This is a genomic window from Secundilactobacillus hailunensis (assembly GCF_005405185.1).
In the GTDB taxonomy this organism is placed as follows: domain Bacteria; phylum Bacillota; class Bacilli; order Lactobacillales; family Lactobacillaceae; genus Secundilactobacillus; species Secundilactobacillus hailunensis.
Map to the genome: position 1 here is coordinate 52,861 of NZ_BJDO01000007.1, position 19,598 is coordinate 72,458.

The 19,598-nt window shown below is 43.5% G+C and carries 21 protein-coding genes and 1 pseudogene; 13 read left to right on the plus strand and 9 right to left on the minus strand.

Annotation, left to right across the window (positions count from 1 at the left end):
* Position 1: 1 nt before the first annotated feature.
* The gene (locus FFM73_RS03405) at positions 2–700 is read right to left on the minus strand and encodes a GH25 family lysozyme (protein WP_235874438.1); all 699 of its coding nucleotides are present in this window, start codon (positions 698–700) and stop codon (positions 2–4) included.
* Positions 701–962: 262 nt separating this feature from the next.
* On the opposite strand from FFM73_RS03405, the gene FFM73_RS03410 reads away from it, so the two are divergent.
* Positions 963–1,526, plus strand: a complete 564-nt coding sequence (locus tag FFM73_RS03410) for a cadmium resistance transporter (RefSeq protein ID WP_137630383.1) — start codon at positions 963–965, stop codon at positions 1,524–1,526.
* 52 nt (positions 1,527–1,578) lie between these two features.
* Entirely contained in the window at positions 1,579–1,920 is a 342-nt protein-coding gene (locus FFM73_RS03415; protein ID WP_137630384.1) for an ArsR/SmtB family transcription factor, read from the plus strand.
* Positions 1,921–2,014: 94 nt separating this feature from the next.
* Here the strand turns inward: FFM73_RS03415 and FFM73_RS03420 are convergent, their stop codons facing one another.
* Both FFM73_RS03420 and FFM73_RS03425 read right to left on the minus strand, forming a co-directional pair.
* Positions 2,015–3,466 carry an MFS transporter gene (locus FFM73_RS03420; RefSeq protein ID WP_137630385.1) on the minus strand — a complete coding sequence of 484 codons (1,452 nt, stop codon included), beginning with the start codon at positions 3,464–3,466 and terminating at the stop codon, positions 2,015–2,017.
* A 14-nt stretch (positions 3,467–3,480) separates the two neighbouring features.
* The gene (locus FFM73_RS03425; RefSeq protein WP_137630386.1) at positions 3,481–5,238 is read right to left on the minus strand and encodes a glycoside hydrolase family 2 protein; all 1,758 of its coding nucleotides are present in this window, start codon (positions 5,236–5,238) and stop codon (positions 3,481–3,483) included.
* 188 nt (positions 5,239–5,426) lie between these two features.
* On the opposite strand from FFM73_RS03425, the gene FFM73_RS03430 reads away from it, so the two are divergent.
* Positions 5,427–6,359: an ArsR/SmtB family transcription factor gene (locus FFM73_RS03430; RefSeq protein ID WP_171001183.1), complete on the plus strand. Its 933-nt coding sequence runs from the start codon at positions 5,427–5,429 to the stop codon at positions 6,357–6,359.
* Between the two features lie 260 nt (positions 6,360–6,619).
* On the opposite strand, the gene FFM73_RS03435 is transcribed toward FFM73_RS03430, so the two are convergent.
* On the minus strand, positions 6,620–7,171 hold the full coding sequence (locus tag FFM73_RS03435; RefSeq protein WP_137630388.1) for a GNAT family N-acetyltransferase: 552 nt from the start codon (positions 7,169–7,171) through the stop codon (positions 6,620–6,622).
* Positions 7,172–7,360: 189 nt separating this feature from the next.
* On the opposite strand from FFM73_RS03435, the gene FFM73_RS03440 reads away from it, so the two are divergent.
* The gene (locus FFM73_RS03440) at positions 7,361–7,771 is read left to right on the plus strand and encodes a hypothetical protein (protein WP_137630389.1); all 411 of its coding nucleotides are present in this window, start codon (positions 7,361–7,363) and stop codon (positions 7,769–7,771) included.
* Positions 7,772–7,890: 119 nt separating this feature from the next.
* A complete protein-coding gene (locus tag FFM73_RS03445) occupies positions 7,891–8,331 on the plus strand; it encodes a universal stress protein (protein ID WP_171001184.1) in 441 nt (146 codons plus the stop codon).
* A gap of 70 nt (positions 8,332–8,401) precedes the next feature.
* Here FFM73_RS03445 and FFM73_RS03450 read toward each other — a convergent pair whose 3' ends face one another.
* The 3 genes from FFM73_RS03450 to FFM73_RS03465 form a co-directional block, all read right to left on the minus strand.
* Entirely contained in the window at positions 8,402–8,785 is a 384-nt protein-coding gene (locus FFM73_RS03450; RefSeq protein WP_235874439.1) for a DUF805 domain-containing protein, read from the minus strand.
* A gap of 322 nt (positions 8,786–9,107) precedes the next feature.
* Positions 9,108–10,232 carry a GH25 family lysozyme gene (locus tag FFM73_RS03460; RefSeq protein ID WP_137630393.1) on the minus strand — a complete coding sequence of 375 codons (1,125 nt, stop codon included), beginning with the start codon at positions 10,230–10,232 and terminating at the stop codon, positions 9,108–9,110.
* A 111-nt stretch (positions 10,233–10,343) separates the two neighbouring features.
* A complete protein-coding gene (locus FFM73_RS03465; protein WP_171001185.1) occupies positions 10,344–10,610 on the minus strand; it encodes an HPr family phosphocarrier protein in 267 nt (88 codons plus the stop codon).
* 180 nt (positions 10,611–10,790) lie between these two features.
* Between FFM73_RS03465 and FFM73_RS03470 the strand changes: the two genes are divergently transcribed.
* Together FFM73_RS03470 and FFM73_RS03475 are read left to right on the plus strand one after the other, a co-directional pair.
* Positions 10,791–11,183 (plus strand): hypothetical protein, encoded by a 393-nt coding sequence (locus FFM73_RS03470; protein WP_235874440.1) that lies wholly within the window; start codon positions 10,791–10,793, stop codon positions 11,181–11,183.
* A 25-nt stretch (positions 11,184–11,208) separates the two neighbouring features.
* A complete protein-coding gene (locus tag FFM73_RS03475) occupies positions 11,209–12,372 on the plus strand; it encodes a hydroxymethylglutaryl-CoA synthase (protein ID WP_137630395.1) in 1,164 nt (387 codons plus the stop codon).
* A gap of 74 nt (positions 12,373–12,446) precedes the next feature.
* Here the strand turns inward: FFM73_RS03475 and lexA are convergent, their stop codons facing one another.
* Complete coding sequence (gene lexA / locus FFM73_RS03480) at positions 12,447–13,076, minus strand: transcriptional repressor LexA (RefSeq protein ID WP_137630396.1); 630 nt, start codon at positions 13,074–13,076, stop codon at positions 12,447–12,449.
* A gap of 220 nt (positions 13,077–13,296) precedes the next feature.
* Between lexA and FFM73_RS03485 the strand changes: the two genes are divergently transcribed.
* The 4 genes and pseudogenes from FFM73_RS03485 (at position 13,297) to FFM73_RS13115 (ending at position 17,515) form a co-directional block, all read left to right on the plus strand.
* A complete protein-coding gene (locus tag FFM73_RS03485) occupies positions 13,297–13,539 on the plus strand; it encodes a DUF896 domain-containing protein (protein ID WP_089136924.1) in 243 nt (80 codons plus the stop codon).
* A gap of 94 nt (positions 13,540–13,633) precedes the next feature.
* Positions 13,634–13,861, plus strand: coding sequence for a YneF family protein (locus FFM73_RS03490; protein WP_137630397.1), 228 nt, complete (start codon positions 13,634–13,636; stop codon positions 13,859–13,861).
* 222 nt (positions 13,862–14,083) lie between these two features.
* Positions 14,084–15,415, plus strand: a pseudogene (locus FFM73_RS13110) (ABC transporter ATP-binding protein); the annotation flags it as partial.
* Between the two features lie 303 nt (positions 15,416–15,718).
* Positions 15,719–17,515: an ABC transporter ATP-binding protein gene (locus FFM73_RS13115; protein WP_306418819.1), complete on the plus strand. Its 1,797-nt coding sequence runs from the start codon at positions 15,719–15,721 to the stop codon at positions 17,513–17,515.
* A gap of 56 nt (positions 17,516–17,571) precedes the next feature.
* Here FFM73_RS13115 and FFM73_RS03500 read toward each other — a convergent pair whose 3' ends face one another.
* On the minus strand, positions 17,572–18,204 hold the full coding sequence (locus FFM73_RS03500) for a lysophospholipid acyltransferase family protein (RefSeq protein WP_137630399.1): 633 nt from the start codon (positions 18,202–18,204) through the stop codon (positions 17,572–17,574).
* A 237-nt stretch (positions 18,205–18,441) separates the two neighbouring features.
* Here FFM73_RS03500 and FFM73_RS03505 point away from each other — a divergent pair, with 237 nt between their 5' ends.
* Together FFM73_RS03505 and FFM73_RS03510 are read left to right on the plus strand one after the other, a co-directional pair.
* Positions 18,442–19,194 carry a tRNA1(Val) (adenine(37)-N6)-methyltransferase gene (locus FFM73_RS03505; protein ID WP_235874441.1) on the plus strand — a complete coding sequence of 251 codons (753 nt, stop codon included), beginning with the start codon at positions 18,442–18,444 and terminating at the stop codon, positions 19,192–19,194.
* Positions 19,187–19,465 carry a GIY-YIG nuclease family protein gene (locus FFM73_RS03510; protein WP_137630401.1) on the plus strand — a complete coding sequence of 93 codons (279 nt, stop codon included), beginning with the start codon at positions 19,187–19,189 and terminating at the stop codon, positions 19,463–19,465. Before FFM73_RS03505 ends, FFM73_RS03510 begins: the two co-directional genes overlap by 8 nt.
* The last annotated feature ends 133 nt before the right edge of the window (positions 19,466–19,598 follow it).

Here is a 19,598-nt window from a genome sequence, read left to right on the forward strand (position 1 = left end):
TTTAATTGTTGACGCTAGCGTTTGAGGTACCGCCGATCCACCAATCCAATGGTTTCTTGGAATTGAGAATGCTGCTGGCATCAACGTGCTTTTTTAGTGCTGGGAAATACTTGTGATTTGAAAACTGCCAGAGGTCAGTTTGAATCGTTGGTTTCTTACTGTAGTTAGCGATCCATTGCGCATCGAACTTTTTACGAGCTTGGTTAGCGTAGCTGGTGGCAAATGATTGGTAAGAATAAAAGACGAGTTTCTTATTAGTTAAATGGTTCATTTCGTTATACCAAGCTTCAACGGCAGCGTTTGATTGGCTCTTGCTGGTGTGCAGTGCCTCGTAGTCCAGCACAAAGAACTGAGCGTTAGGGTTAGCTCTTTGGTAGAAAGCCTTGGCTTCTGCTTTAGCCCGAGCCGGACTGCTGAAAGTGGCAAAATCATATTCACCAAACGGAATGCCATACTTTGTGTAAAGGGCAGTGTTGTGTGATGCATAACGGTCAACGTGGCCAATACCATACTGTCGCCGGTTAATGACAAAGGCGACCTGAGATTTTAAGCTAGCCACCTGTTTATCGGTCAATTTACCTTGCCATTCGGAAATGTCAGGAATAGCGGTTGCTTTGGCGTGTGCGGCTGTGCCACCTAAAGTCACCAAAGTCATTAAAGGTAATATGAGGAGAAGCAGATATTTAGTCCATTTTTTCAAAGTTAGCACTCCTAATCGTAAGCGATGAGTAAAAGTAATTTTTTCAACGAGTTCTAACATACGTGCTTTCAAGGGTAATAGCAAGGGCACTAAATTGATGGTATCGTGCTGAGAGTGGCTGTATCAGTATTTATAGCTGTTATTTCATTTATGTTATCGTTTGATGTCAAAATACAACTTTTAGAAATAAAAGTCATCATTCCTTTTTAATATGCTATATGTGACATATAATATATTTGCAGTAAAAGAGGAGGAGCAATTTTTGAATTATTGGGTATTAGCGTTAACGTTTTTAAGTGTGAACCTGGATTTCTTCTTCATGCTGATTTTCCTATTAAAAAAGTATCAGGTCGTTAAAGTGATGATTGGCTACTTGTTAGGGAACATGATCTTACTTATTTTAAGTTATATTGTGGGTAAGGCGCTGCTGGTGTTTTTACCAGAATGGTTATTAGGAGTATTAGGGTTTCTGCCGATCTACTTGGCGTTCCATGATGATGACGATGAAGATGGTGACAAGCACCATCGCTCACAGATTCTCAGTGTGACGCTGACGTACTTATCAGTCTGTGCCGGCTGTAACTTGTCGATTTTCTTACCAGTCCTCGTTGGGGAAAGCCTGACTCATTTTTTGATGACATTAGTGTTTATTGGTGCATTGACCATCTTGGTGGTCTTTGTGATCAAGCTGATTGCGGATGTACCAGTGATCACCACTATTATGGGAAAATACGGCGAAAAATTGATGAAGGTCTGCTATATTCTAATCGGTCTGTGGGTGTTCTGGGACAGCGGCTTGATCAGTCACATCATAGCTTTCTTCTAACAGTTGTACCATAATAGAGGTACTGAATAGAAGTAAAGTTGAGGTGATCGGTTTGAAAGTGAGCAATGCACTTTTAGAAGAAGCCGTTAAAATCTATAAAGTTTTGAGTAATATTAACCGGATTAAGATCCTTTATTTTTTGGAAAACAACGAGGCGGATGTGTCCAGTATTGTGGCTCAAGTTGATCTGCCACAGCCCATGGTGTCCCATCAACTGGCAATCTTATACCGCTACCAGCTGGTGACGAAGAATAAGAAGAGCACCCACGTCTATTATTGTCTGGATGATCCCCACATTTTAGAAATGGTGGACGCCATGCTGGGACACGTTGCTCATGAAATAAAGGGCGAACCGCATCCTTATGGGCATACGGAGCGACATTCTAAAAATTAAGATCAATAAAAAACACAGGTTAATCAAATTTATCTGATCAACCTGTGTTTGTGTTAACTTGAAATTTTGTTTTTAAGGAATATTAAAAGCAAATTTATGAAGCATCACCAGTAGCTTTTGTGGCCTCTGTTTGTAGTCCAGTAGGGGTTACGGATGAAGTATTAGTGCCAGCACTTTCAGCTTCGAGCTTGGTTGCACGTTTATCCAAAATTTTACGACAATTTTTAAATTCATCTTCGGTATAATCGTAACCCTTCAGAACCCATAACCGAAGGAGTGAACCTAGAGCTGGCAAAATAGAAATAATAATAAATAGACCAGTCATGGTGCCAGAGGATTGAGCAGTGTTTGGTTGATAGCCGATAAACGATAGGATCAAACCGGTGGTTGCACCAGCGAAGGCAATGGCTAATTTGCTGGCAAAGGTTTGGCCGCCAAAGACAATGGCTTCACAACGTTTGCCAGTTTTAACTTCCGTATATTCAACGGTTTCAGCCAGCATTGCGGATGAAATAGGTCCCGTCATGCCATACAGACATTGAGTGATTGCTAATAGGATAAAGACTAGGGTGACATTCTTGTAACCAACAGCAAAGAAAATGACCCGGAAAATGATATCAGTAACCAATAAGAATCTGAGGATTTTAATTTTCTTGAAGTACTTTGTCAGGAAGGGAATCAGGAGATAAGTGATTGCACTGAGCGTTCCGATAACTCCGAAAACACTCATTAACTTAGAATTGGACATATCATACGTGAAGAAGTAAATGATGATGACATTGACCATTTCCATGAAAATTTTCAGTAGCATGGTAACCAGTAGTTTAAGCATATACTTGTTGGTCTTGACGGCTGTAATAATATCGTGGGTCGTAACTTTTTCGGCAGATGCAGATGGCTTTACCCGTTCTTTGGTAAACCGGTAGCCAATTTGCATAAATACAAAACCGATGAGCATTAAAATTGTAATACTGATGAGGTAACTGGTTGCAGGAGTCGCGTTATTTTTAAAGTAGGCCAGCATAAATGGCAGAATAATTGCAATCATCCCGCCACCAGCAGAGACACCTAAACTAGCAGTGGTGACCAGGTTAGTCCGCTTACGACTGTCTTTTGTCATGACAGTTGACATTGACCAGAATGGAATATCAGAAAAGGCATAAGTTGTCCCCCATAAAATATATGAAGCGGCAGCATAGGCAATTTTCCCAGTCATGCTAACAGTCGGTGTAAAGAAGCACGCAATTGTTGAAACCACAATAAAGATGGGAGCAATCCGCATATATTTTCTAAATTTACCGTGGGTATTACGTCCTTTATCCATGAAACCAGAGACGATTGGATCGAAGACCGCATCCCATACACGTGCTAGTAAGAAGATTGCACTGGCAATAATGGAAGAGATCCCGACGACATCTGTGTAGTAAATTAAAATAAAACTACCAACAATACCGTAACTAAAACATTGACCAAAGCCGTATAGAAAGTAAGCCACAAACTCACTTGGTGCGACTTTTTCAGCGATTGAATTGACTTTATCTTTCATCTCAAACTCTCCCCTTAATTTACCTGTAAACCGTATTGTCTATTTGATGTGACAATGGCACGAATCTTTTTTGGATCAAATTTATAGTTGTGATTATGGTCGAGCAGACCATTAACTTCTTGTTCAACATCACTGACTTGGGTGTAACAGAAACCACTGCAAGAATCGATGGCCATCACTTGTTTGATGAGACCCGACATGGTATTTAAAACGTCTTCCTTTGAGGCTAAGCGATCACCGTAGCCCCAAGAGTCAGCGCGGTGTTGTTCCTCATAAGCAATGCCACCAAATTCACTAAGTACAAAAGGAACTTCCTGATTCTCATAACCTTTGCAGAACAAACGTCGGCCGTTTGAAAGGGAAGGGCTGCCTTGTGTAACCGCTTCCAAACTGTTATAACGAGATTTAATGATTTCGGTATCAGTATCGTAGTCATGTGCCGTACAGATATCGGTTTTAACCTGCTCCCAGCCGTCATTACTGCTGATCAAGCGGGTATTGTCCATGGCTTTAATGCGGTAGTACAAACCATTAACATAGGTTTGCTCGTCTTGATTATTCGAAATCTCGTTAACACCCCAAGACTCGTTCATGATGACATAGGCCAAGACCGCTGGATGATTGATATGTTTTTGAACAAATGCGTTTACCTCAGTGTCAATACTGTTCATAGACTTTTGACTGAATTCAAAAGTGCTTGGCAACTCGGCTGAGCAAACAAAGCCCATTTTGTCGCAGAGATAAAGCATTTTATTGGATTCAACTTTTTCATGAATTCGGTTGCCGTTAAAGCCCATGGCCTGCATTTTTTCAATATCACCCTTAAAGTCGGCTACTGTTCCAGTGAGACCAGCGTTCGGGTAATAACCTTGGTTGAGTACCAATTTCAGATATAATTCTTCACGGTTTAAGTAGAGTTTTCGATTAGCAGCCTCAATGTTGCGCATCCCAAAATAACTGGAAACGGTATCGCTCACGGTATCATCATGAGTGACCTTGAGATCAACATCATAAAGCTGCGGATCACCAATCGTCCAGTAGTGCAAGCGAAAGGCAGCTTGTTCATCACTGACGTCTACAGAGATACGTGCCCGACCATTTTTGAAACTGGCGCTTCCTTCAACGATTTCGCGACCCTGATAACTAATGGTAGCGGTGAGCTTAGCTACATCGTGGTTATTGACGTAAGCATCGATATTCAATGATGCGTTATCTGTGTCTGGTTTTAAAATGAAGTTAGTGAGGTAAGTTGTCCCCGTTTCTTCTAGCCAAGTGCTTTGCCAAATACCAATTGTTCTGGTGTACCAACACAGAAAGTTATCATCGTGCCAAGATTGTTTGCCAATGGGTTGAGTAGGATCATTATGGTCAACGACCTTTAATGTTAAATCGTTGTTAGTCTTAACCCACTTGGTGATGTCAATTTCAAATGGCGTATGGCCACCTTCATGATGGAAGACTAATCGATCATTTAACCAAATATCACATTGGTAATCAACGGCTTCAAAATGCAGCAAATAACGTTTACCAGCTTGCTTATCCAGCTTAAAATTACGATGGTACCAAACAACTGGATAGTAGTCGTCAATAGTTAATCCAGATTTGCCAAAGGTATAACTATACGGAACAGTTATTTTTTGATCAAATGTTTTAAGAGACAGCGGTTCTTTTGAAGCGCTTTCATTTTTATCTAAAAAAAAGTCCCATTCACCATTTAAATCAAACCAGTTCGTTCTAATCTTTTGTGGATTAGGATAATCAAGACGATTCATATGCTTTACTCCTTTAATTAACTTTATAGTTGTTCAATTCATGAATTGATTAACTAAATAGTAACATGGATTATTTTGATGTCAAGGTGGCTTACTAATTTGATTTTTCAGTCAATGAGTGATAAGTAGGGCTATGCTATAATTCAATTAATACAGTGTGATGCTAGAAAAAAAGGATGTTGTTGATTATGTACCCAGAAAGAAAATATCGAAGTGTTAACACAGATTCGTTAGCTTATTTTCAGGCATTATCTTCTAAAACTCGAATCGGTATCATTGAATTGCTGCAAAGGGATGATTTATCCATTCAAGAGCTCAGTCATCGGTTGGGCATTTCTTCAGCAATGATTACGAAACATATCTCAATTCTAGAAAAAGTAGGTATTGTGGAATCAAAAATGGCGAAGGGAATTCACGGCCAGTTAAAAATTTGTATGTTAAAGAAAAACGACGTGGTCTTGATTTTTAATCCATTTAAGGATGGTTTTATCCGTGATTCCATCACAAAGTCATTACCGATTGGTGCTTTTTATGATTTTGACGTGACGTCACCATGTGGATTGACAACTGCTGATAAAATAATTGGTTTCGTAGATGATCCTGGGACGTTTTATTACGAAAAGAAGGATGATATTGAACTTATCTGGTTTACAACTGGTTATTTAGCCTACCATATTCCACTTTATGATATTGAAATTAAACGGTTAGCTAGTATTGAGATTTCCCTAGAATTATGTGCTGAATATCCTGGTTACAAGATGCATTTTCCTTCGGATATCAGTTTTGAATTAAGTGGCCACTCGTTGGGGCAGACCACTTTATTAGGTGACTATGGGGATCGTAAAGGGTTATTGACGCCTTTATGGTGGAACCTAGGTACTGAATATGGCCATCAGATGACAATCACTATTAATGAGCAGGGAACATCTATCAATGGTAACGTGACTAGCACCACCACTTTAACGGATGTTTTAGAGCAGCCGGCAAAGGTGCTTGATTTTAAACTAAGTACGGCTAATGCCCGTAACCAGGGTGGCCTTAACTTATTTGGTCGAAAGTTTGGTGATTACCCACAAGATATTAATGTGCGGTTTTCATACAATAAATCAAAAGCTGAGTAAGTTAATGCAATCAGTTTTATTAAAAAGGAGATCGGATATTTTACTCAAAAACTGTTTCCTGAGTAAAATATCTGATTCCTTTTTGCACAGTGAGAAAGTATTAGTATGCTTAATAACAGTAGTTCCACGATTAGTTAGTTTCAGAACGGGTACTAGCTTAGACAGATTAAGTAGAGTTAACTTTTGCAGCTAAACATGATCATACAAAAAAAGTTCCATTTCAAAAGAAATGGAACCTAATATCGCTTTAATATCAAGAATTAACTTGCTTGGTGTTTTGAAGCAGCGTCTTCATGAGGCAGCTTTTCGTAAACGTAGCTCAGATCGGCAGGGTGGTAAACACCTTTGATCTCGCCGACTTTAGTGAAGCCCATTTTAGCGATTAGATGCTGCATTGGCTTGTTGTCAGCATGAGTATCGATCCGAATCGATTTAATTTCTGGATGATCAGAAACAACGTGGTCGATCACTGCGTTGAACAGGCGAGTAGCGTAGCCGTGACCAGCGTGCTGTGAGTGGATGGCCACACGGTGAATCACAATGTAGTCGTCGCCGTTGTTTAGCCAAGTGCCATTCATGGTGTCATACGATGGGTCAGGTGGGGTAACGACGGCAATGGCGCCGACCGTTTCGTTGTCATCGGACTGTGCCAGATAGGCAAAGCCGTTGTTGATGTCAGAAGTGATCTGGTCACGAGAAGGATAATCACCTTGCCATTGATCAACACCACTTTCTGCCAGTTGGTTACTGCCGTCCTTTAAAATATCAATAATCGTATCTAAGTCTGCTAACGTTGCTTTTTTTAATTTCATCATATCGACTCCCTTACTTAAAATCACTTTTACCAGATTAACCTAAGTTATTGCTAATTACCAGCAAAAGATTTCAATTAACTCAATTTTTGAAATATTTCGTCACAAAAACGTGACATTCTCGTTATCGTGTATTAATCCACTTCCTTTATCCTTGTAACAAGTTATTAGAACTTGGAGGAGGCAAACATGAATAAACCGTTTAAATTATCAATGGGACTCGTCGTTTTGGCCTGTATCGTCACCGTATTACTATTTGGTCAAAATCAGGCAAGCGCTGCATTGAATCGTAAAACTTCCGCATTAAAGCAGGCAGACCGTACTTCAGCATCAACACGGCGAGTCGCTTTAACACCCACTCATCAATTACACGTAGTCGTTACGGCTTACGATAAAAATCAAAACATCAGCCATCACAAGTATTCTTACCAACTTTTCCGGAATGGTAAAAGCGTTCGCACAATTTCATTTACCAACGGTCATACAACCCGTGCGATTAAAGCTAAACCAGGAAATTACTCAGTTCATGTTTATAGTCACCATAAGAATGTTACTTTCAGTGGCGGTGTTTCGACCTCTGATCAGCCGCACTTTGTATAAGCTGTAACAAGCAGGGCATATTAATTGATTTGATCAAAATTAGCGTTCATAATTGAATTAGTTGGAAGTTAACTTTGTCGATGCGGCTCATTTTTGAGCTCGCCAAAGGAGTGATGACCATGTTTTCACATATTTTAGTGCCGCTTGATGGTAGTGAAAATTCGCAGTCTGCACTAAAAGTTGCCATCAAGATTAGTCGCTATTTTGGTTCCAAGATTACGTTGATGGCCGTTATTGATCAGAGTCGGGTGACCTTAGCTGCCGGTAACATCCCGATGGATATTCAGGATGATTTAAGGAAGCGTGCAATCAGCGTCCTTAAAGCAGGCCAAAGCCTGACCGACGCAGCTGGTATCGACGCCAAAACGAAGATTGAATCCGGTCCGCCCAAGAGTGTGATCACTGAAACGGCTAACAAGCAGGACTTTGATCTGATCGTCATGGGTAAGTCCGGTGCGGATGCGTTCGACCGGTTACTGATCGGTTCAACCACTGCGTACGTGGTTCGTCGCGCCAACGTTCAAGTATTAGTAGTTAACGCTGAAGAAAAAGTTGAATAAATCACAAGAAAACATCAGTCAGTCTCTCTGGATAGGGGAGAAATGGCTGATGTTTTTTTGATAACAGTCCTTACTGAATTTGCGACTGGTTTAACGGCCACCGTTGATTGTCGACGGTTGGCATTAATAATAAAACAAACAGCCAAATCGTACCGATCACTGGAATGACAGAAATGACTAGCCACCAATTACTGTGGTTAGAGTCGTGCAGGCGACGGGCACGAATGGTGAAGTTAGCCAGCCATACTAAGGCTAAAATCAGACCAAAAATGACCGAATTCGTATTGGCGGCGATTTCGTAATGACCATTGACCATGTACTGTGATTGATGAGTCAGTACGCCGTAAAGCCAAATTACGATAGCGTTAATGATATAAGCAGTCCAATACTGCTTACGAGTTGCGGTGGCGTTGAAAACCGTTAATTTTGACCAATATTCAATATAGTTCTGCAATATCGCATCCCTCCTTGAGGATTATTTAACGATAAAGTTGGATTTAAATAAGTACCCACAAGCGGGGCAATGGTTCATTCCATAGTAAATAGTCATTTCGTGGTGACATTGTGGACAGCTGCCAAGCATCCCACGACGGATCTTTTTAAAAGTGGTCGCGGGTTTTTCAGGTTTATCAGGCATATTAATCGCTCCTTTTTTACAGTTTCAGTATAGCATTATTGATGTTAAATGACGTCAATGACGCTGGTGAATCCAATGCAAAATGGCTGTTAAAACCAACATTGGTTTTAGCAGCCATTTCATTAAATATTTAGTTTAATTAACGGTTAGGGTTCAGACCAGCGTGCAGATAGCCACGCCAGATCCAACCGGAATGCTGACCGTTACCGCTTCTGACGTGATAGTAGATCGCGTAGCTATGGGATGACTTCCGGTATAATTTTTCATGACCGTCAGTGTACCAAGTTGTGTGCGGTAAGTTCTTCATATTGGCGTATTTAATTCCCAGATGTTTAGAATAACGGGCACCGGAAAGGGTCCAGTAAGCGTGGCGTTTCATTGATGCGCGCCAGATAAGCTTCACTGAATTTGAACGGGCAGCCGAGTAGCTAGATGATGAACTCGAAGGTGTCGGTGTTGGCGTCGTTGTTGATGACTTCGGTGCTGGTGCTGGAACCTTGACCAGAGTGGTCTTCGGCGTTGAACTGCTAGGACTCGTGTGAACCGCAGTGCTGGCGTCACCGTTGACGTAGAAATCGTTATTCAACTGACTAACATCGAGATTCTGTGACTCGCCATTAAAGCGGTAATCAGAGGCCCATTGCCAGGCGTTAGCTGACGGATATTCTGTCCCGGTTGGGTTAGATGGCCACTGGGCGATCCAGCCTTTGTTGCTGGCATTGGTATCGATCCGGCTACCTAGCCAGCTGGCCATGGTGTATAAGTCGGTCTTATTGTAGCCAGCGGCGTTTAAAGTACTGTCAAACGCTGCTAGATCAGCATCGTTAGTTGCTTTTGATTGCCGGCCTAATTCACTGGCTTCAAAATCAACGACCAGGACCATGTTCTTGGAGCTGGTTACTGATTGAACGGCATTAATAAAGTTCTGGGCTTCTGCTTGTGCGCTCGCTACTGAAGTAAAGTGGGCGAAGTGGTAGTAGTTAACAGCCAAACCAGCATTTTGCGCGGCTTGTACCTGTTGCTGCAGGACGGGACTCGTATAAGAAGTTCCTTCAGAAGCTTTGATGGCAACGGCTTTAACACCGGCATCGTGAAGCTTTTGATAATCACTGGATCCTAGAGTGGACTGCCAGCTAGACAGGTCGACCATGTCCGTTCGCGGCTGTGAACTATTCGGGCTCAGCGCGTGGGCGGAATGACCGCCAACCAAGAGAACACTTCCCGCAACGGCGAGAGTGGTTAATAATTGTTTAGATAATTGCATGAAATTGATTCCCCTCAATCATTTTTGTTATAGTTGCTAGGTAATCCTGATCGGTTTAATAACCGTCAAATTAACCGACTGCCATAATAGTAGTCGGTTAATTGACAAGTATTAAATTCTGGTTACTAGTTGCTGATCAACTAGGCTCGAAACAACTGACTTCAACTGCTCCGTGGTGCCATCAACACTTAGGTCAATTTTGGCGCCGCTGGGAACACCCAGGCTCATAACGCCCAGCGAACTGTTAGCAGTTGTTTTGGTCCCATTATAAGCCAGTGTAATATCAAAATCGTATTTGGCTAATTCGTTGGTTAACTGGTTAACAACGTCGCCTGTTAATCCTTCTGATGAAATGACTTTAACAGTAGTACTTACCAATCTCAACACCTCATTTTAGATAAAATTATGATCTGTTTCGAATAATCCTGTGGTTCAGTGTAAAAGATGAATGCACTCGAAGAACACCGCTTGGTCAGCGGTTATTACTATGATAGCATGGTATGTGAATAAAGCAAAAGCAGATGCAACTATTAATGGAATTTAATTAAAGAGGGGGTTATGATGCGTTTTCAGGATTTAGTACCAATTGAATTGAACACGATTGAAGCTTCAACCGTCTATCGAGCTGATAAACCCCGACCGAAACAGCATGATTGGCAGCTGGACTGGGAACGGTTACGGCAGCTGATCTTAGATAATAGTGAACGGCTGGATGAAGTTAAAGCCGGTATCGCGGAGGACTGGGTGCGCACTCACGGGACCATCTGGGATCGCACCCGCGGTTTTTACCGCCGGCCCAATGATCACTATGACTACGATGATACGGTCTTTTGGGGCTATTCATCATGGGGTACGCCGGCCATTTCGTTCATCTTCGCGGATGAAACGGAAGCTTCTTATCAGCTATACAGGGACGGTATGGATTATAATTACCATTATTTAGGGCAATGAATTTTAAAATGAATGAGGTACAGTTATGCAAATTGGAATCGATCAACTGGCGTTTTACACGCCGAAAACTTATTTAGATCTGGTTGATCTGGCACATACTCGTAATCAGGAGCCGGATAAATATCGAATCGGTATCGGTCAGTCTCAACAGGCCGTTATTCCGGTCACCCAAGACGCGGTGACTTTGGCGGCCAACGCAGCCGTTAAAATTGTGAATACAACTAACCGTGACCAAATTGCCATGGTGCTATTTGGCACCGAATCTGGTATTGATAATTCTAAGTCAGCGGCGGTTTATCTGCAGCGACTGTTGCACTTGCCAGGCAATATTCGGACCATTGAACTCAAGCAGGCCTGTTATGGCGCAACGGCGGGGGTGCAGTTTGCTCACGATTACGTGCGCCTGCATCCCGATAAGCAAGTGCTAGTCATTGGGGCGGATATTGCCCGTTATGGGTTAAACACTCCCGGTGAAGTGACTCAAGGCGGCGGGGCAGTTGCCATGACCATTAGTGCTGAACCGCGGTTACTGAATCTAGATAACGAGACTGCCTTTAAGTCTGAAGACATTATGGATTTTTGGCGGCCCCTTTATCGAACGGAGGCACTGGTGGACGGCCGGTTTTCAGAGAACGTCTACATTGACTTCTTTAAGGCCGTTTGGCAGGATTATCAGCAGCAGACGGGCCGCGCTATTGCAGATTTTACCGCCTTTGCTTTTCACTTACCGTTTACTAAAATGGGTCTCAAAGCCTTGCGGGCGATTTTACCAGAAGCTGATGAGACGCAGCAAAAACAGTTAATGGCTAACTTTGAAGCCAGTCGTGTTTACAATCGCCAAGTGGGGAACCTGTATACCGGGTCACTGTACTTAAGCCTCCGTTCACTATTTGACAACGCCACGTTAAAGCCAGGGCAACGCATCGGCTTGTTCAGCTATGGGTCTGGTGCAGAGGGCGAGTTCTTCAGTGGCACGATCGGCGACCAATTTGACACTCAGGCTTCACGGCAGTGGTTTACGGACTTCTTCGGTAGTCGCCAGCAATTGACTATGGCGCAGTACGAACGCGTCTTCTCGCAAAAACTGCCTGATCATGATGTCTTGCTTGACCTGAGTCATGATGACGCCCGGTTTGTTTTAAGCGGAATCAAGCATGATCAGCGGCAGTACGTCGACCGGGGTAACTGATTAGAATAGGGATAAAAAATGAGGTTGATTCTCCTAGTTTAGGGAATCAACCTCATTATTATTCATCATTTGATTTAGAAAATTTCATCACGATAGAGACCGACGACCTTACCCAAAATGGTTACTTGATTGAGGATAATGGGGGCCATCGTATCGTTTTCCGGCTGCAGGCGGTAGTAGTGGTCTTCCTTATAGAACCGCTTGCAAGTGGCTTCGTTTTCTTCAGTCATGGCAATCACAATTTCACCGTTTTCGGCTGAATGCTGTTTCTTGACGATGACCTTATCACCATTCAAGATACCGGCGTTGATCATACTTTCACCACGAATCTGCAGCATGAAGAGCTCACTGGCTTCGTCTTCTAAGTTGTCTGGCACTGGGAAGTAATCCGTGGCTTCCTGGACGGCTAAAATGGGTTCGCCAGCCGCTACAGTGCCTAAGACTGGGATCTTGGTTGGCTTAGTGACGATGCCTAGCGCTTCGATGCCTTGATCAGTGACTTCCAGTGCCCGTGGCTTAGTGGCATCCTTAATTAAAAGGCCTTTTTTAGAAAGCCTGGCAATGTGGCCATGCACAGTGGAAGTTGAACTGAGACCTACTTTTTCACCGATTTCACGAACGGTCGGCGGATAACCGTGGGACTGGGTCTGTTCATAAATAAATCGCAAAATTGCGAGTTGTTTTGAATCTGAAGATTTTGTCATGGTTTCACCTCTAACATTCGGTTTGAATTACCGTTATAATAGCATAGTTAGCCCTTTATTTCAAACAAGTGTTCGCATTTGGTCTGGATTTGGAATTATGGAAATTCCTGAATTGTATTTACGCGGTAATTTTCTCACCAGATATAAGCTTTCTTCCTTGAACCAGTAAGGGTTTCGATGTATTATATCAAAGTGTGTTTGTACAAGGGAGTGAAATATAATGGCAGAAACTGAAATGAAAGATTTAATCGCCCGTATTAATGAATTAGCCAAAAAAGCTAAGTCAGAAGGTTTAACTGAGCTTGAAAAGGTTGAACGCAAAGACCTTCGGCAAAAGTACTTGAAGAAGTTTCGTGCGGGTTTTAAAAACGATATTGAAATGTTACGGGTCTTTGATAAGTCTGGCAAGGAAGTTACACCTAAAAAGGTTCAGGAGATTCAAAAAAAGAAGGGGTTACGGTAAATCGGTTGACCCTTTCCTGCAGAAGCCCTTTTAAATTAACCCAAACTTGTGTAATATGGTTAATTGGAAGTTACTGTAAAGGAGGCACAGCCACTTGAGCACTGGAATTTGGATTCTAATTGTGATCGTTGCTTTATTAGCCGGTCTGGCACTTGGTTTCTTCGGAGCTCGTCGGTACATGGAGAAGTACATTCGTGAAAATCCGCCGATCAGCGAAGATCAAATGCGTACAATGATGATGCAGATGGGCCAACGTCCATCCGAAAAGAAGTTGCATCAGATGATGAACAGCATGAAACAGCAGCAATCAGAAAAGCGTTAAATCGCATTCGTGAATGAAGGCTTGGGGAATCCCGAGTCTTTTTTAATTTTGTCAGTAAAAAAATACTTATGCAAGACTATTCAAGACTATTAATGAAGGAGGCGACCACTTATGAGTATCTTTAAAAAACTGGGCTGGTATTTTAAGGCTGAATGGAGGACTTATCTGTTCGGTCTATTAGGGCTGTTGATCACAGCTTTATTAGCCATTATTCCCCCGCGGATGATCGGGGTGATTGTCGATTCAATTCATAGCCATCAGTTGACCGGACGACTGTTAGCCATTGATCTGCTGATCTTGTTAGCAGCTGCCATTGGTCAGTATGGGTCACGCTATATGTGGCGAACGGCGATTTGGGGTGCAGCTGCGAAGTTGGAAAAAACGTTGCGGCAGCGTTTATTTGGCCATTATATGACGATGGATCAAAGCTTTTATCAGAAATACCGAACCGGTGATCTCATGGCCCGGGCCACGAACGACCTGCAAGCGATTCAACGGGTGGCCGGTGGCGGTATCCTTCAATTCGCGGATTCCATTATCACTGGTGGAACCACGTTGATTGCTATGATGACGCTGATCAACTGGCGGCTGACCTTGATTGCAGTCTTACCGTTTCCGCTGTTAGCGGTGATGGCATTTTATCTCGGACAAAAGATCAACATTGCCTTTCGTGATTCCCAAGCAGCGTTTTCACGGCTGAATAATAAAGCCCAGGAAAGTATCAGTGGCGTTAAGGTGATCAAGAGCCTCGGTCAGGAACAAGAAGACATCACGGATTTTGATCAGCAGGTTGACCAGACTATTAAAGTCAATCGGCGGGTCAATCGCCTCGATGCGTTATTTGATCCCATTACCACTTTGATCATTGGGTTAGCCTACGTGGCGACGATCGTCATGGGCGGCTCCTTAGTTGTCAGCCACGTGATCACGATCGGTAATTTGGTTTCATTTATTACCTATCTTTCCATGATGATCTGGCCAATTTTCGCGGTAGGAATGCTGTTTAACACCATGGAACGTGGGAATGCCAGTTATGATCGGGTCATGAACCTGATCAATGAACGCTCACAAGTGATTGACCAAACGAATGGTAAAAGCGAGCGCCCAGCCGGTGATCTCACCTTTAACGTGGCCAAATTCAATTATCCAGACGATCCGCAAACGGCACTAAGCAAGGTGTCATTCACGATTTCAGCCGGTAAAACGCTGGGTATCGTGGGCCGGGTCGGTGCAGGGAAGACCACGATCATGCGACTTTTGCTGCGTCAATTTGAGCAGTATCAGGGTCACATCAGCTATGGCGACACTGATATTTTGGACTATCAGTTAGATAGTTATCTGCCAGCGCTGGGTTACGTGCCACAGGATAGCTTTTTATTTTCGGAATCGGTACGCGACAATATTGCGTTTGCTAAACCGGAAGCGACCGATGCTGAAATCGATGCGGTGGTCAAAGAGGCCGATTTCGCTGACCAAATTGACCAGTTTGAAAACGGCTTTGATACCTTAGTTGGTGAAGAAGGTGTCTCACTATCAGGAGGACAGCGGCAGCGTTTGGCAATTGCCAGAGCCCTGCTCATTAAACCGGAACTGCTGATCTTAGACGATGCCTTATCAGCGGTGGACGCGGAAACTGAAAGTAAGATCTTAACCAATCTGCACGACGAACGGGCCGGTAAAACGACCATTATCGCTGCGCACCGCCTGAGTTCAGTCATGCAGGCGGACGAAATTATTGTGATGGATCATGGTACGGTGACTGAACGCGGTAATCATGATCAGTTGATGGCACAGGACGGCTGGTATCACCAGATGTTTGAGCGCCAAGAACTGGAAATGCGAGTAAGGGGGGGGCTAATGGTGAAGAATAATAAACAGCAATCTGCTTGGGCCAAGAGTATCCCAATCAAAGAACAAATGGGGATCGTCGCACGATTGATCGGTTACGCTAAGCCTTACTGGCGCCACTTTATTGTTGCCATTGTGTTAGCCGCTCTAATTAGCGTGGTTAACATTATGCTGCCTATGATTTTAAAGGATTACATGGATAACTACCTCAAAGTGGGCCGTGCCGATCTCAAGGTCATGTGGCTGTTTGCCGGCCTGTATTTCTTTGCCATGGTCGTGCGGGCGTTCATGCAATTTGGTCAGGCTTACCTCTACAGCATGGGGGCCGAATATATGCTGGAAAGTGTGCGGCGGCAGTTGTTCGATAAACTCCACCATCTGGGGATGCGCTTTTTTGATCAGGTCCCCAGTGGCTCGATCCTATCGCGGCTAACCAATGATACCATGTCGTTTAGCACCTTTTGGCAGCTGTTTAGCAGTCTCATTGTGGCGCTATTTTCGGTGATTTCTTCAGTCATCGCGATGTTTCTGTTAAACGCGAAGGTGGCTGTCTGGTTACTGATCCTGCTGCCACTATTAGGCGTCACAATTTGGTATTACCAGCGTTACAGTTCTAAAGTTTACCGGCGGATGCGTGAACGGCTTAGTGAATTAAATTCACGGTTGTCAGAAGCAATTACTGGGATCAGCATTATTCAGCAGTTTCGGCAGGAACGACGGATGAACCATGAGTTCGATGATGTCAACAGTGCTTATTTTAAATCACGGCAAGCCATGATCCGCATCAACTCACTCTTGCTCAGTCCGCTGATCGACCTCTTTTATGCTTTAGGTGTCGTATTCGTGCTGACTTTACTGGGTGTTCGTGGTCTGAACGGTATCGTCCCAGCTGGGATGATTTACGCGTTTGTCACTTATTTGGATAACCTTTTTAACCCCATGACCAGCATGATGGATAATCTGAGTGATTTCCAAGAGGGGATCGTTTCGGGTTCGCGGGTGATGAAGCTAATGGCGGATAAAACCGCTGTGCCAACTCAAAAGCCAGTTGCCGGCAGAGACATTACGCAGGGGAAGATTGAATTTAAACACGTGAGCTTTTCCTATGATGGCGAAAAACCGATTTTGGATGATATTTCATTCGTTGCTAACCCCGGTCAAACGGTGGCGTTAGTTGGTGAAACAGGGAGTGGCAAGTCGTCGATCATCAACGTACTGATGCGCTTTTACGAATTTCAGTCTGGCCAGGTATTGATCGATGGGCACGATATTCGGGAGTATGATTACGCCACATTGCGCGCTAAGATGGGTCTCGTTTTACAGGAACCATTCCTGTTTTACGGTACGGTGGCGTCCAATATCAGAATGTTTAACCAGTCAATTTCTGATCGGCAGGTGCGAGCAGCCGCGCAGTTTGTCAACGCGGATGACATGATTGAATCCTTGCCCCGAGGGTATGACTCCCGGGTGATCGAGCGTGGTAACGGTTATTCCAGCGGTCAAAAACAGCTGATTTCGTTTGCACGAACGGTGGTTACTGATCCGAAAGTCTTAATTTTAGATGAAGCGACCGCTAACGTGGATACGGAAACCGAAGAAGAGATTCAAAAGAGTTTGGCCAAGTTACAGTCTGGTCGAACGACGATTGCGATTGCTCACCGGCTGTCGACCATTCAAAACGCCGATTTGATCTTAGTGCTGCATCAAGGACAGATTATTGAGCGCGGTACTAACGATGAATTAATGGCGAAAAGGGGTGCCTACTACGACATGATCCAGCTGCAGAATACGGCTCATTTGGATTAAACAAAAAAGCAATCCAACTTCGATTAACTGCTGAAGTTGGATTGCTTTTTGATAGTCTATGCTTTTGACTTAGCCTTCGGATCCACATAGTGAAAATTCGGATCGATATCGTGATCAAGCTGATCAAAGCCAGCCTGCATCTTAGTTTCAATGACTTTAAAGCCGTCAGCGTTTAATTTCATTTTCGGATCAACGCTAAAGGGTTCGCCAAATGAAACGGTGATTTTCTGGCGACTGAAGAGCTGCTTGAAAGTGAGTGGTCCTTGATAAACGGTGGGGACGATGGGTACCTTAGAAAGCTTGGCGATCACGGCCACGCCACCCTTTAAATCTTGGGAATGCCGAGTACCGGAAGGAAACATGATCAGCGATAAATTGCTGTTTTTTAACAGCCGTACCGGAGTCTTAATAGCTGATGGACCGGGATTTTTCCGGTCAACTGGAAACGCGTTGGCATGATTTAAGATCCAACGCAGGATCGGGTTTTTAAATAACTCGATTTTTGCCATAAAGCTAAATTTTTTCGGACTGCCGGCCAGTGCGTAGTAGATGGGATCAAACCAGGTCCGGTGCGGGCCAACCAGAATATAGTTGCCTTTGGGTAATCTTTCAGTGTGTTCAAACCGCGGTTTACCGTTAATGATGTAAACGATGATGCGCACGATCACGCGAATAAAAGAATAAAACATGATGTAACCTCTCCTATGTCAGATTGTCTAATAATTTATTATAAACCAGTTAGCGCTAAAAGTCTTGGATGGCAATGACAACGGCATTTAACTGTCTTTTAGGGGCTTGATATGTTCGTAAAAAATAGTAAGATAGTAAGGCATTGACCTAACGACTTATACACAGATGTGGCTTAACTTACAATAATGGCTATTATAAGGATAAATAGCTGAAACATCAACGAAATGGGTGATTATTTGACAACTCCAGAATTACTGCCTGGTGAACGTATTGACCAGCTTTATAGTGAAGACATTCAAATTATTCAAAGTCCGCAAGTCTTTTCCTTTTCATTAGATGCGGTTCTCTTGGCTAATTTTGCGAAACCGCCAATGAAACAAGCGAGCACTTTAGTGGACCTGTGTGCAGGAAACGGGGCTGTGAGCTTATTTATGGCCCCGCGGGTAAAGGGTAAGATTGCTATGGTGGAGATTCAGCCGCGGTTAGCGGACATGGCACGCCGCTCAGTGGCGCTAAATCAGCTTGAACAGCAGATTACGGTGTACCAGCAAGACCTCGCAACGATCTTTGACCAGATTCATAAGGACTCGGTCGATGCCGTGGTCTGCAATCCACCGTATTTTGCCGATTTGCCGGATAGCAAGAAGAATCCGAATCAGTACCTGGCCATTGCCCGCCATGAAATTGCTACGACCTTGGAAACCGTTATTTCAGTTACTAGCGGGTTATTGAAAACCAATGGTAAAGCTTACTTTGTCCACCGGCCGGACCGGTTACCTGAGCTGATATCAATGATGCAAAAATACCGGTTAGCCGTTAAACGCCTGCAGTTCGTTTACCCGAAAGTAGGTAAAGACGCTAATATCATGCTAGTTGAGGCCATTAAGGATGGGGGTACTAGTGGCTTAAAGGTCCTGCCATCACTCATGACTTATGATGAATCTGGCGAGTATTCGGCACCAGTAAAGAAGATGCTTTACGGTGACTAAACAACCTGATCAGTATTATTTTTACGTGCTGCTCTGTGCTGATAACAGTCTGTACGGTGGTTACTCCACCGACGTCTACGCACGGTTAGCTGCCCACCAGGCGGGTAAGGGTGCCAAGTATACGCGAGTGAAGAGCCGCCATCCGTTAAAACTGATTTATTTTGAGACCTTTGCAACTAAATCAGCTGCCTTGAAAGCGGAATACGCGTTTAAACATCAGCCGAGAGCTGCCAAAGTGGCTTATTTGCTGGCCCATGGGGTTCACGTTTGAAAGCTAGCACTTATTTTCAATTCAATTTATAAAATGAAACAATTAATTGCCTTTTCTTTCATAATTCGCTGAAGTCCTTATCAAGCTGATTAAAAAATGATAAAATAAAGCTATATCAGTGAATGGAGGAAAC